Raw genomic sequence first — 13,096 nt, 5'->3', positions numbered from 1 at the left:
CGCTGCTGCTCTACTGCTCTTGCTTCGCTGCCGGGGATACGGCTCAGGGCCCGGCGATGTGATAGCCGCCGTCCGCCCACACCACGGAGCCCGTCGTCACCGGCATCCAGTCGGACAGCACCGCGCAGCAGGTCCGCGCGACCGAGGCCACGTCCTTGTCGTCCCAGCCGAGCGGGGCGCCCTTGTCCCAGTACGCCGTGTCGAAGCCGGGAATGGAGGTGGCGGCGACGGTACGCAGCGGGCCCGAGGCCACCACGTTGACCCGGATGCCGCGCGGCCCGAACTGCTGGGCCAGGTAACGCGACACCGACTCCAGGGCCGCCTTGGAGACGCCCATCCAGTTGTAGCCCTCCCAGGCGCGCTGGCCGTCGAAGTCGAGGCCGATGACGGAGGCGCCCGGGGAGAGGAGGTCCCGGCAGGCGTGCGTCAGCGAGGCGAGCGAGTACGCGGACACCTCCAGGGCACGGGAGACGTCCGGCCAGGGCACGGCGGCGAAGTCCTCGTCGAAGCAGCCGGGCGGGCCGTAGGCGACGGAGTGCACGACGCCGTCCAGTCCGTCCGCGTGCTCCGCCACCAGCTCCGGCAGCCGGGCCAGTTGCCCGGCGTCGGTGAGGTCCAGCTCGATCACCGGTACGGGTTCGGGCAGCCGCGAGCAGACCCGCTTGACCAGCGACACGCGCCCGTAGGCGGTGGCGATGACCTGCGCGCCGGCCAACTGGGCCTGTTCGGCGATGTGGTAGGCGATGGAGTTCGGGGTGAGGATGCCGGTGACCAGCAGCCGCTTGCCTGCCAGCAGACCGTTCTTGTCGATGCCGTTCGTCGTCTCAGACACCCATGCTCACCCCACCGTCGACCGGAATGACCGCGCCGGTGATGTACCGGGCCTCGTCGCTCGCCAAGTACGTGATCAGGGAGGCGACTTCGGTCACCGTCCCGGCACGTCGCAGCGGTACGGATTCGATGAACTCCTGCCGCACCTTCTCGGGGAAGTCCCGCCCCATGTCCGTGTCGACGAGCCCGGGGAGGATCACGTTCACGGTGGTGTTCTTGCGGGCCAGCTCACGGGCGAGGGAGCGGGCCAGGCCGATCAGTCCTGACTTGCTCGCCGCGTAGTTGCCCTGGCCGACGCCGCCGAGCAGGGCCGCCGTACTGGAGCAGAAGATGACCCGGCCGCGCGGGGAGCGCAGCAGCGGGCGGATGCTCGCCTTCACCGGGTAGAAGGCGCCCATCAGGTTGGTCTGGACGACGCTGGTGAACTCCTCGGTCGTCATCCGCGACAGCAGGTTGTCGCGGGCGATCCCGGCGTTCACCACCAGCACGTCCAGGCCACCGAGCTGGGCAACGGCGGAGTCCATCGCGCGTGCCACGTCGTCGGGGTCGCCGACGTCGCAGGCCAGCGAGGTGGCGCCGTCGACCGGGGCGCCGGAGACGCTGAGCGAGACGACCGTGTCGCCGTACCCGACGAACCGCTCGACCACCTCGCGCCCGATGCCGCGCGTCCCGCCGGTGACGATCACCTTGCGGGGCGTACGGGCCTCGCTCGCGGCATCTGCCTCTGTGGCCTCGGCCTGGCTCAGCACGCCTTCACCACCAGCGCGGCGTTGTGCCCGCCGAAGCCGAAGGAGTTGGACATGACGACCTGCATCGGGTGTTCCTGCGCCTTGTGCGCGACGAAGTTCATCTCGGTGAACTCGGGGTCGTCGCAGTTGATGGTGGGCGGCGCCCAGCCGGTCTCCAGCGCCTTGACGCAGGCGACCAGCTCGACGGCACCGGCCGCGCCGATCATGTGGCCGGTGGTCGACTTGGTGGAGCTGACCGGGATCCGGAGTGCCCGCTCGCCCAGCTCGGCCTGGATGGCGAGGGTTTCGGTGCGGTCGTTGAGCGGGGTGCTGGTGCCGTGCGCGTTGATGTAGTCGACCTCGCCCGGCTCGACACCGGCCGCCGCCAGTGCCCGCCGCATGGCGAACCGGGCGCCCAGGCCCTCGGGGTGCGGCGCGGTGATGTGGTGGGCGTCGCTGGCCGCGCCGTATCCCGCGATCTCGGCGAGCGGTGTCGCCCGGCGGCGCCGTACGCTCGCGGCCGACTCCAGGACCACTGCGCCCGCGCCGGAGGAGAGCACGAAGCCGTCCCGCTCCCGGTCGAAGGGGCGGCTGGCCGCGGCCGGGTTGTCGTTGTACTTGGCTGTGAGCGCGCGGGTGGCGGCCGTGAGCGCGAGGTCCTTGCCGCTCATGGAGTCCTCGGCGCCGATCGCCACCACGATGTCGGCGTCGCCCCGCTCGATCAGCCGGTGCGCCTCACCGATGACGACAGTGCCCGAGGCGCAGGCCGCCGAGACGGCGAACGACTCGCCCATGGCGCCCAGTTCCATGGAGAGGTACGCGGTCACGATGTCGATCGAGGCGTACGCCGAGAGGTGCGGGCGGACCGCCCGGGCGCCCTTGGCGTCGAACACCCTGACCCCTTCGGCGTCCAGCTTCGTGGTGCCGTACCCGGAGCCGACCAGGACCGAGATGCGCTCCGGCGGGCAGACGCCCTTGGTGATGCCCGCCTGCTCCAGGGCCTGGTGGGCGGCGGCGACCGCGTACCTGGCGTACGGGTCCATCCGGCGCACCTCGGTGCGCGGCATGTAGTCGGTCGGCTCGAAGTCCCGGATCTCGCCGCCGATGGTGACCGGGCAGTCGCCGGGGTCGAAGCTGGTGAGGGAGGTGATGCCGCTGCGGCCCTCCACCATGCCGCTCCATGTCTCGGCCACCGAGTTGCCCAGCGGGGTGATGGCGCCGAGGCCGGTCACGTACGAACCCATTGCTGCTCCCTTGCTCAATTCCGTGCTGCGGGTCGTCACTTGTGGGCCGCCGTGGTCAGTCGCCCGGCGCCGGACCCCGACCCGGCGGAGGCGGCCAGGCCGTTGCCGTACTCGGCCACCGCCTTGGAGATGAGCAGCGGCTGCGGGAAGCGCCGGCCGCCCTGGGCCGCGTAACCGGCCCGGACGCCGCTGCCGCCGAAGGGTTTGTTGCCGTTCTCGATCTCGATGAGCGTCGAGTCGACGCTGACCATGTGCCGTTCGCGGAGGAACTCCACGAGGTCGTCGGCCGGGCCGTAGACCGAGGCGCCGAACGCCCGCTCCTGGAAGGGCTTGGTGCCCAGGACCTCCCGCAACGCGGCCTCGTCGTCGTACACCACCAGGTTGAAGACGGGGGCGAACTGCTCGGAGACGTCCAGCGGTTCGTCCGCCTCCCAGACCAGGACGGTCGGCAGCAGATGGGAGCGGGTGACGTCGAGGACGCCGCCGTGGTGGATCCGGTGCCGGTGGGTGATCAGGTACCGGGTGACCTGCTGGATCACGTTCGGGTCGTGGATGCTGCCGTAGTCGGTCCCGCTGTCGCCGAGCTCGCCGAACTTCAGGGCGCCTACGTTGCGGGACAGGGCGTCGCGGAATTCCTCGGCGAGGGTGCGGTGCACGAAGTAGATGTCGGGGGCCAGGCAGTCCTGCCCGGAGTTGAGCATCCGGACCCGGGCGCCGTCGGCCGCCGCCCGCTCGACGTCGGCGCGGGAGGTGATGATGAACGGGTTGATGCCCTGGCCGAAGAAGAGGAAGAGCTGCTCGTCGCCCAGGCTGACCCGGAGCTCCTCGGCGTTCTCGTAACGGCCGGTGAAGACGACGGTGCCGGGGTTGCCCCGGATGGTGTCGGCGTACTCGCCCTGGGTGCCGGTGAACGCGGTGACGTCCAGGCCGTGCACGGGGGCGAGCAGTTCGTGCAGCGCCAGGGTCACGTCCGCGCACCGCGACGAGGGACGGAAGCTGATCCGGTCGGTGAACAGCGCGGGCACCATCAGGTACAGGGCGTACGAGTAGAGCACCACGTTGGACGGCATGAAGACCCAGGAGGCGGGCACCTTCGGCGGCCGGTGCAGGGCGTACTCGGCTGCCGCGCCGCGCAGGGTGGCGACGAATCCTTCGACCTCGATCTCGGCGGCCTTGCGGTCGGTGATGCCGCCCAGCACCTCGATGAAACGTTCCTTCTCGGTGTGTACGTAGTCGGCGGTGCGCGCCAGTGCCGCGAGGGTGTCGGTCAGCCGACGGTCCGATCTGAAGGGCTCGCCGAGCAGCCTCGGGGCGCTCAGCCGCTGTGCGGTGGACGCCTCGGCGAAGCCCTGGACCCGGCCGATGTCGACCTTGCCGAAGCCGTTCAGCGGGAGCTCGTCCACCACGAAGACGTGGTCGGGGGCCTCGTACGACGCCAGGTGCGCGCTGATCTCGCGCCGCCAGTGCGCGTGCGTGCCGCGCCCAGGGTCGGCGACGACGGTGACCAGCCGCTGGCCGCGCTCGGCGTCCTCGACGACCGCGCAGACGTTGGTCACGCCCGCGTCGGTGAGCCGGCGCTGCACCTCGGCCGGGTAGACGGTGAAGCCGCCCCGGGAGAGCGCGGACCTGCGGCCGAGCACTGTCAGGTTCCCGTCGGCGCCGACCGAGGCGATGTCCTCGGTGTGCTGCCAGCCGGTCTGCGCGTACGTGATCCGGCCGTCGGCGTCGAGGGTGCCCCGGTACTGGTCGGGGGTGCGGACCAGGAGTTCGCCGACCTTGCCCGCGGGCACCTGTGCGCCCGTCGCGTCGACGACCTTCAGCTCGACGCCCGGCAGGGCCTCGACGACCGAGGGCCGGTCGGGCCAGGCGTGCGCCACGTTGCCCAGCTCGGTCGACCCGTACCCGTCGAGCAGCTGGTGGCCGCTGGCCCGGTGGAAGCTCTCGGCGAGCCGCCCCTCCAGCGGACCGCCGCCCACGCACCACAGCCGTACGGCGGACAGGTCGTCCAGCAGCGCCGGGTTGCGGGCGGCGAGGTTGAGGATCGCGCGGTAGGTGCGCGGGGGTGCGTCGACGACGGTGGCGCCGTGACGCTTGCCCAGCCGCAGGGCCTCCGACAGGTGCTCGGGCGGCACCACCAGCAGTCCGGTGCCGGCGACCCAGCTGAGCAGCGCGATGGAGAGCCCGTACTGGTGGGTCATCGGCAGCAGCGGCAGCAGGACGTCCTCGGGCTTGTACTGGACGCGCTCGGCGGTCCGTACGAGGTTGTCGAGGAAGGCTCCGCCGGACCTGACGACGGCGTGCGGCGCTCCGGTGGTGCCGGAGGACAGCAGGATCAGGCCATCTTCGCGGCGGCGCCAGGCGACGGTCGCGAAGTCGGGGAGCTCGGCGGCGCCACCGGCCTCGGCCGAGGTGACGGTGCCCGCGCCGTGGTCCCACAGGTCGCGCAGCGCGATCGACCCGGGCACGCCCTTGGCCAGGTCACCCGGCAGCACGGTGTGCCGGGCGCGCAGGGCGGCCAGGCCGCCCGGGCGGCGGAGCTGCGTCTTGTCGAGGACGACGAGCGAGACGTCCGAGGCGATCAGGCTCAGTACGGCGGCGTGGAACTCGATGGTGTTGTCGCCGCTCAGGACGACCCGGTCACCCGCCCGTACGCCCCTCTCGTGCAGGGCGCGCCGCATGATGTCGATTCCGTGGCCGAGCGCGAGGTGGCTGATTGCGGCCCGTCGCGCGACGACAGATGGTTTTTCCCCCGGTACGGAGGGCATCAGATCTCCCCGTTGTCCTCAGTCTTGCGGTGTCCGTATCCTGCGGTTCGCGTGTCGGACGGGTTCCGTGTCCAGCGGTGTCCGGCACGTGTCCGTTTCCTGCGGGTTCCGTATGGAACGGGAGAGGGGCGCGGCGCACAGCTCGCGCCGCGCCCCTCCTAACAGGCCCGTGGGCCTGGCAGACCCGTGGGTCTGCGGAGCACTTCATCGACAACGCCGCATTCAGCAGCTGTTGGAGATGGTGCTGCCGAGCGCCTCAGCGGTCTCGGTGGGGGCCTCAAGGCCCTGCAGCTCGATGATCGACATGGTGGTTCCTCCCTTCACGGTCTCGGGTGGCGGCAATGGACACCACGGTCTCTCGCGCACCTGTCGCCGGGTGACGCGCGGTCAGCGGGGCAGCGTTCAGCAGGAGTTGCTGATGGTGCTGCCAAGCGCCTCGGCGGTCTCCGCCGGGGCCTCCAGGCCCTGCAGCTCGATGATCGACATGTGTGTGCACCTCCCTTCCAGGTATCGGGCCGGTGGCTCCGGCCGGTGGCTTCTGCGCCGTGTCCCGCGGGCCTCCAGGAGGCCCGGGCCGGGCCTCAGAGAGGCTCGGTCCCCAGGAACGGCAAGCTTTTGAGTCCTCGGTCGCGCACCGCGGCCAGGGCCAGGACCAGCCCGGCGGTGCCGGTGGCCAGGTCCGCGGAGAACCGCACCCCGCCACTGCCCGGCACGCGGGGTCCCGTGTCGCGTTCCACCAGGTGCAGCGGCAGCGCGTCCAGGTGCTGGGCGATCGCCTCGTCCGCGGCGTCCAGGTGCCGTTCCAGGGCGACCATGGCGAGCAGCGCACCCGACCGGCCCGAGAAGACCCCGGTATCGGCCATCAGCCGCACCCTGGCCCCCGCCACCAGCCGTGGCACGGCGGCGCTCAGGTCGGCGTCGTCCCGGTGCCGCAGTACGGCGTCCGCGCCGATCGCCACTCCCAGACCGCCGGTGGCCAGGTACGGCAGCCGCCGTTTGCCGTCGACCACCTGGAGCGTGCCCCGCTCGTCGGCGGTGCACCGTGCCAGGTCCCGGTCGACCGCCGCCCGTGCGAGGTCGAGCCAGCTCGGGTCGTCGGTGGCCTCGTACATCCTGGTGAGGAACACCGCCGCCCCGCTCCAGCCGCGCAGCAGTCCCGCCGGCGGCGCTGCGGTGTGCTCGCTGGGGAACAGCTCGTCGCGGATGCGGTCCGCGGCGCGCAGGGCCAGTGAGCCGAGCTCCTCGTCGCCGAGCAGCGGGCCGAGCGCGAGCGCGGCCAGCCCCATTCCGGCGACTCCGGAGAAGAGTGAGGGGTCCGTGGAGAGGTCCATGTCCCGGCGCAGCGGGGCGAGTTGGGCGCGGGCTGCCTCGTGGTCGCCGCGCAGTGCCCAGTACCAGGCGACGCCGGTCGCGCCGTCCCACAGTCCGGGGGACGCGAGTGCCGCGTCCCTGGACCCGGGGAAGGTACGCAGCCACCGCTCGTGCTCCGCCGGAGGTTCGGTGCCCGCCTGCTGGAGCGCCCACAGGACGCCTGCCGCGCCGTGCGCCAGACTCGCGGGGCCCGCCGTGTTCAGGTACTGGTCCTGGTCACCGGGGTAGAGCCGGTCGGTCCGCGCGGGGTCGGCCATCGTGACGAGCGAGCCCGCCAGGGCGCCCAGGAGCGCGTCCGGGTCCCGGGGCGCATCGTCAGCGGTGTGCCCGGTGGCCTGCGCCGCGGTCCGCGCCGCACCGTCGAGGCCCATGGTGCGCAGGGTCGCGTCGAAGTGGCCCGCCGGCAGTCCGAACCAGTCGGCCGCCGCTTTCGCGTGCCGTACGGCCTTGCCCTGGTCGAGCACGTACAGCGGGGCCAGCGGCATGTAGAGCCACAGCCGCAGCACGGCCAGCGCGTACCGGTCGCGGTACTCCGCCGTACCGGCCTTCGGGGCGAAGCCCGGGTAGGCCAGCGGCGGGTTCGCCGCGTCGCCCAGTTCGGTCGCCATCTCGAAGTCCAGCAGCCGCACGGTGAGTTCGTCGTCCACCAGGATGTTGCCGGGGTGCAGGTCCCGGTGGGCGATCCCCCGGGCGTGCACCTCGCCGATCGCGGCGGTGACCCGCTCCAGCACCCGCTCCGCCTGCTCGCGGTAGGCGGCGACGGCCTCGTCCGTGGGGGCGTGCCCGATGAACGGGTGGTTCAGCGCCACCCAGTTCTGCAGGTTCATCCCCTCGGCCTTCTCCAGCGCCAGGTAGTGGTGCTCCCAGTACCGGAAGGAGCCGACGAGCTCCGGTACGGCGGCCACGTCCGCGAGCCGGGTCAGCATCCCGGCCTCGTAGCGGGCCCTGTCCACGGCGTCGAGGCCGCTCCGGTCGGCGCCGGCGTGCTGCCGGGCCTCCTTGAGCACGACCTCGCGGCCGGTTTCGCTCTCCCGGGCGGCGTAGACGCCGCCACCGTTGGAGAACTGCAGCGCACGCTCCACCGCGAACGGAAAGGGCTCGTTCGACTCGGGGGTGCGCAGAGCGCTCTGGATCTCGACGGGGGGCGAGATCCAGGACGGCAGCCGGAAAGGTACCGACCGCGGATCGGGGACCGGCTCACCCTCCGGGCCGGTCATCGCGAGGACGCGCCTGCCGTCCGGGGTGTAGGTGTACCGGCTGGTGAACGCGCCGTAGCGCAGGTAGACCGGACTGCCGTCGCGCCAACGGCGGTCGCTGAGGATGTAGGGGCCGTCCTGGCCGGCCAGCAGTTCGTGCAGCGCGTCGAGGGCCGGGACGGCGACGTCCTCCTCGGGGTAGAGCGCGAGGAACTTGCCGCTCGCGCTCCGCGGGGCGAACTTGAGGTTGTACGCCTGCAGAGTGGCCCTGCGGGAAAGGAACTTGAAGCTGATGCCGTGCTCGAAACAGTATTCCGAGACGGTCCTGAGCACGTCGACGGCGTTCTCCGCACGGGCCGACACGTGGATCTTCCAGCCCTGCTCGGGCAGTTGCCCGTCGGTACATCGCAGGTGACACCACGGGCCGTGCTGCTTCCTGGTCCAGTTCTCCCGGTCGGGTATCAGCTCCGCGAAGTCCTGGTCGTCCGCCGGACGCCACCGCTCCGGGGGTTCGAAGTACTCGGGGTCCGCCACCGAGAAGAGCTCTCCGGCCTCACGCATCGTCGCCTCCCGTCCTGGTGTCCTGGGCACCCAGGGGTGCCGCGTCGGTGTCGTGGTCGAGGTCCTTGCCGGTGCTGCCCGGGCCCGCGCCCTTGTCGAGGTCCTTCAGCAGGCCGTCGACGTCGAGCGAGGTGCGGCCGCCGCCGGCCACGTAGTCCCAGAGCATGCGGTGGGCGCGGGTCTTGTCCGCCTCCGGGACGACCGGCCGGTACTTCATGCCGTCCAGGTGTTCCGTCTTCTTCAGCTCCGCCTCGTACTCGGAGCGCAGCATCGACCACATGGTGGCGTCGTGGTAACGGCCGTCCACGTAGTAGAAGTTGCGGAGAATTCCCTCCAGGACGAAATTGCCCCGGATCAGCGCGGGAATGGTGTGGGCGTTGAAGGCGCCGGTGGTGAGCTGGACGCGGCGGGCGTCGTACGTCATGAAGAGGATGTCGATCAGCCGGATGATCGCCTCGCCGCCGTAGGAGCTCCGCCAGCGGTCCTGCTCCCCGACGATGATCGCTATCTCGTACGACTGGTGGCTGCCGCGCTGCCGCCAGTTGACGAATCCGAGCGCATCGCCCGAGGTGTCGTAGATCATCCGGAAAGTGACGCTGCCGGAGTGGTGGGCCGCCCGCAGTTCCTCGGGGCTCGCCATTTCCCGTGAGTCACCGCTGAGCGCGGACCCCTGGGTGTCAGGTGCCAGCCACCGCACGATCGAATCGAAGTCGTCCGCCGTCGGCGGGCGCAAGCTGATGAAACGGCCCTGCATCGTTGTTCTCTCCCCGTGATGAATCCGAAGCACCGAAAAGAAATCAGATCGGAAAGAAGCAAAGGACCGTTGGTCCCTGTCTCCTGTTGCTCAGTCACCCGACCTCCGGCAATTTCTTCCGGCGAGTCGAGGAAGAAACTAAAACGGCTCTACTTTTTCGTCAAGGTGGCTTGGAGAAGTCGAATACGGGGCCAGGTCGAACACGGGCGGAGTCGAACGCGGTCGAAGTCGAATGACCCTTGCGTGACCGGGGGTTACACGATTCCACTGCCGTTCGGATATGCCCGCGGAGGGTATCGCTTCGCGGGTAACCTCCGCGCCATGACGGAAACTGAAGGCGTATGGGGCCCCGAGTCGGTATTGGATCCCGAGTCAGCATTGGGCCCCGCGCCGCCATTGGGCCCCGTGTCGCTGGCATTCGTCGGCGCGGGCCCCAGGACGACCGGCCTGCTGGAGCGCATCGCCGCCAATTTCGCCGGGGTGTGGCCCCGCGGAGTCCTGCGGATAGACGTCGTCGACCCCCATCCGCCCGGCGGCGGCCGGGTCTGGCGGCCCGGCCAGCCGGCCCACATGCTGATGAACTCCCGGGCCGGGGACGTCACGATGTTCACCGACGACAGCGTCGTCTGTGCGGGGCCCGTCACGCCGGGGCCGACGCTGGCCGAATGGGCCGCCGAGCACGGCGAGCGGGAGATCTCCGCCCCCGACCTCGCCGCCGAGGCACGCTCCCTGACCCCGGACTCCTTCCCCAGCCGCCGGTTCGCCGGCGAGTACCTGCGCTGGTGCTTCCGCTCCGTCCGCGCGGCCCTCCCCGAGGGCGTCGAGGTGTACGAGCACAGGGCCGCCGCCGTCGGTCTGTCGGAGCGTGCCGACGGCCGCCAGCGCCTCGCCCTGTCCGACGGGAGCACGCTCGACGCGGACGTCGTGGTGCTCGCCCAGGGGAACATCGACGGCAGCATGGACCGGGTCGAGCGGGACCGCGCGGCCTTCGCGGACCGGCACCGGGGGACGTACTTGCCGCCCTCCTGCACCGCCGACATCGACCTCTCCGGGCTGCCGCCGGGGGCCGACGTGCTGGTGTCCGGCTTCGGCCTGGCCTTCGTCGACCTGATGTCCCTGCTGACCGAGGAGCGCGGCGGCCGGTTCGTCCGGGGCGCCGACGGCGAGCCTGCCTATCTGCCGTCGGGCGCCGAACCCGTCCTGTGGGTCGGCTCCCGGCGGGGCGTGCCCCACCTGCCCAAGTCGGGGCTCGCGCTGCGCGGTGCGCGACCGGGCCCGGTCCGGTTCGCCACGGTGGAGGCCTTCAGGGCCGCGCTCGCCGACGGTCCTGGCGGGGCGGCGGACCTGTGGGGCCTGACGGCCAAGGAGTTCGGCTGGGGCTACTACCAGGAGCTCTTCACCGGGCACCCCGAGCGGACCACCAGGCCCTGGCCGGAGTTCGCACGGCTCTACGAGAAGCTCGACTGGGGCAGCGCCGCGCTGCACGCGCTGGTCGAGGAGTCCGTACCGGCGGCCGACCGGCTGGACCTGGAGGTGCTCCAGCGCCCGCTGGAAAAGCTGCGGTTCGCCTCGGGTCACGAGCTGGACGCGTGGATGCTCCGGTACGTGCGCGCGACCGTCGAGCGGGTGACCCTGCCCCGGTGCAGCGCGTGGGCGGGCGGCGCGCGGTCGCTGTTCGAGGCGGGCAACCAGCTGGCCGAGCTGCTGGTGTCGTACCCGGGTGAACTCGACGACCGGGCCTCGGCGGCGATCGAGCGGATATCGGAGTTCAACAGCTTCTTCTCGTCGGGGCCGCCCCCGTTCCGGCTGGAGCAGCTCCTCGCGCTGTCCCGGGCGGGCCTGGTCCGCTTCTTCGGGGCCGGGGCCCGGTTCCGTACGGACGAGGAGGCGGGGCTCTTCGTCGCGTCGTCCGACTCGCTCGCGGGAGAGGTCACCGCCAGGCACTTCGTGGAGGCGCGGCTGGCCGGGCCCGACGTGACCGGGGGGAAGGACCCGATGCTCAGGTCGATGGTCGCCGACGGCATCGCGCGGACCCGGCGCCCGGCGGACGCGGAGAACGTGTCGCGGCTGGTCGCGCAGGACGGCGACTACCGCGTGCCGGATCTCTCGGGACGGCCGCACCCGCGGCGTTACGCGCTCGGCGCCTTCGCCACGGGAGGCAGTCTGGGCTCCTTCTCGGTGCCGGGCACCAACTCGCCGTTCTTCCGGCAGAACGACGCGGTCGGCCGCCGGTTGCTGGAACAGCTCCGCGCCCTGGCGGCGGCGCGGCCGGTCCTCGCGGCGCGGCCGGTCCATGCGGCGCGTCCGGTCCGGCTCCCTGAACCTCGTCGCGACGGCCGGGAGCCGGGCGCCGGACCGCTACTTGCGGGCGGCGGACTTGTAGAGGCCGTAGACGACCTCCAGCGCACCCAGGGCCATGAGGACGACGCCCAGCTTGGTCAGCGTGACGACCGGCGTCTCGATATTGCCGGTGAACCGCCAGAGCACCACACCGATGACAAAAGTGATGCCACCGTACACAACCGCCTTCGTACCTGAATTCATTTCGCACCTTCTCTTCTCTCTTGACCTTCATCGCACTGCCACCAAGAATGTGACCGCACCAAAGACTATAGGCACAACAATGCTTTCGATAAACGCAAGGCATTGTCTCTCCGAATACGCATCCTTCAGTTTCCGAAAAAACCTCCGGGGGTCAGCATGGCCACATTGCAGGAAATAGCAGAGTGGTACCAGGAACGGGCAGGTCAGCACTGCGGCCACAGTGAATGGTTCGAGATCACACAGCCGGACATCAATGCGTTCGCCGATGTCACCCGCGACTGGCAGGACATTCACGTGGACCCGGACCGGGCGGCCGAAGGGCCTTTCGGCACGCCGGTGGCGCACGGATTCCTGGTCCTGTCCCTCGTCACCTTCCTGACGGACAGCCTGCTGGACCTCGAATGGTCGGAATCCGGCCTGAACCAGCGGCTCGACCGGGTGCGGTTCCGCGCCCCGGCCGAGGTCGGCTGCAAGCTTCGGGCCGGGGTGAGCATCGTCTCCGCACGCACCAGGCCGCGCGGGTTCCTGGAGCTGGTGCTGGCGATCGGCATCGAGAAGGAGGACGGGGCCGTCGTGTGCAGCGCCGAGCAGACCCGGCTCTACCTGGCCCGCCCCGACGCTCCGCTGCCCCGGTACCCGCTGGCGGAAGCCGGCGCCTGACCCCGGCGCCTGACCCCGGCGCCTGGCCCCGGTGCTCCTCGGTCGAACTGCTTCAGTCGGACTGCGCCGAGGACTCCGTGAGTTCCTGTCTCGCCCGGAGCTGCTCGGCGAACTCCCGCCACAGCACCGCGTTCTTCCTGGCTATCTCCACTATCAAGTTGGCCTGGTGAGCGGGCAGTCGGTCGATGAACCGGCTCCACTCCTGCGGGGATATGACCCGCGACTCCACCCAGCGCAGGAAGTCCCGGCCCGCCGGATTGAACCGCAGCGACGGATCCTTGCGCAGCCGCTCCAGCGTCTCGGCGACCACGGGCTCGCCCGCGTGTCCCACCTGCCCCGCGTGGCCGTCGGCCCGCTGGGCGGGGGGGGGGGGGGGGGGGGGGGGGAGGGGGGGGGGGGAGGGGGGAGAGGGGGGGGGGGGGGGGGGGACCACCTCGCTTTG

General features: G+C 71.2%; 10 protein-coding genes and 1 pseudogene. 2 read left to right on the top strand and 9 right to left on the bottom strand.

All coding sequences use genetic code 11. From position 1 onward, the window contains the following. Positions 1 to 43: 43 nt before the first annotated feature. The 7 genes from fabI to ACZ5PB_RS34485 form a co-directional block, all read right to left on the bottom strand. Positions 44 to 832, bottom strand: a complete 789-nt coding sequence (fabI, locus tag ACZ5PB_RS34515) for an enoyl-ACP reductase FabI (RefSeq protein WP_468696747.1) — start codon at positions 830 to 832, stop codon at positions 44 to 46. Further along, positions 825 to 1,577: an SDR family oxidoreductase gene (locus ACZ5PB_RS34510; RefSeq protein ID WP_468696866.1), complete on the bottom strand. Its 753-nt coding sequence runs from the start codon at positions 1,575 to 1,577 to the stop codon at positions 825 to 827. The genes fabI and ACZ5PB_RS34510 overlap by 8 nt, the downstream gene beginning before the upstream one ends. Further along, complete coding sequence (locus ACZ5PB_RS34505; protein WP_468696746.1) at positions 1,574 to 2,803, bottom strand: beta-ketoacyl-[acyl-carrier-protein] synthase family protein; 1,230 nt, start codon at positions 2,801 to 2,803, stop codon at positions 1,574 to 1,576. Before ACZ5PB_RS34505 ends, ACZ5PB_RS34510 begins: the two co-directional genes overlap by 4 nt. Before the next feature lie 35 nt (positions 2,804 to 2,838). Then, a complete protein-coding gene (locus ACZ5PB_RS34500) occupies positions 2,839 to 5,568 on the bottom strand; it encodes an aldehyde dehydrogenase family protein (RefSeq protein WP_468696744.1) in 2,730 nt (909 codons plus the stop codon). Positions 5,569 to 5,790: 222 nt separating this feature from the next. Continuing rightward, positions 5,791 to 5,892 carry a class III lanthipeptide gene (locus ACZ5PB_RS34495; RefSeq protein WP_468696742.1) on the bottom strand — a complete coding sequence of 34 codons (102 nt, stop codon included), beginning with the start codon at positions 5,890 to 5,892 and terminating at the stop codon, positions 5,791 to 5,793. Between the two features lie 257 nt (positions 5,893 to 6,149). Continuing rightward, positions 6,150 to 8,696, bottom strand: coding sequence for a class III lanthionine synthetase LanKC (gene lanKC, locus ACZ5PB_RS34490; RefSeq protein WP_468696741.1), 2,547 nt, complete (start codon positions 8,694 to 8,696; stop codon positions 6,150 to 6,152). Further along, on the bottom strand, positions 8,689 to 9,450 hold the full coding sequence (locus ACZ5PB_RS34485; protein WP_468696739.1) for a GNAT family N-acetyltransferase: 762 nt from the start codon (positions 9,448 to 9,450) through the stop codon (positions 8,689 to 8,691). The genes lanKC and ACZ5PB_RS34485 overlap by 8 nt, the downstream gene beginning before the upstream one ends. Positions 9,451 to 9,468: 18 nt before the next feature. Here ACZ5PB_RS34485 and ACZ5PB_RS34480 point away from each other — a divergent pair. Beyond that, positions 9,469 to 10,383 (top strand): annotated as a pseudogene (locus ACZ5PB_RS34480) (FAD/NAD(P)-binding protein); the annotation flags it as partial. Between the two features lie 1,425 nt (positions 10,384 to 11,808). Here the strand turns inward: ACZ5PB_RS34480 and ACZ5PB_RS34475 are convergent. Then, entirely contained in the window at positions 11,809 to 11,994 is a 186-nt protein-coding gene (locus ACZ5PB_RS34475) for a DUF5708 family protein (protein WP_468696737.1), read from the bottom strand. A 156-nt stretch (positions 11,995 to 12,150) separates the two neighbouring features. Between ACZ5PB_RS34475 and ACZ5PB_RS34470 the strand changes: the two genes are divergently transcribed. After that, a complete protein-coding gene (locus ACZ5PB_RS34470; protein ID WP_468696735.1) occupies positions 12,151 to 12,654 on the top strand; it encodes a MaoC/PaaZ C-terminal domain-containing protein in 504 nt (167 codons plus the stop codon). Positions 12,655 to 12,706: 52 nt separating this feature from the next. Here the strand turns inward: ACZ5PB_RS34470 and ACZ5PB_RS34465 are convergent, their stop codons facing one another. After that, positions 12,707 to 12,985: a hypothetical protein gene (locus ACZ5PB_RS34465; protein ID WP_468696733.1), complete on the bottom strand. Its 279-nt coding sequence runs from the start codon at positions 12,983 to 12,985 to the stop codon at positions 12,707 to 12,709. Positions 12,986 to 13,096 lie beyond the last annotated feature (111 nt).

The sequence above is a fragment of the Streptomyces sp. NPDC032721 genome, assembly GCF_055579625.1.
Note: the sequence above shows the minus strand (reverse complement) of the source record. Positions and strands in the feature narration are given on the sequence as shown.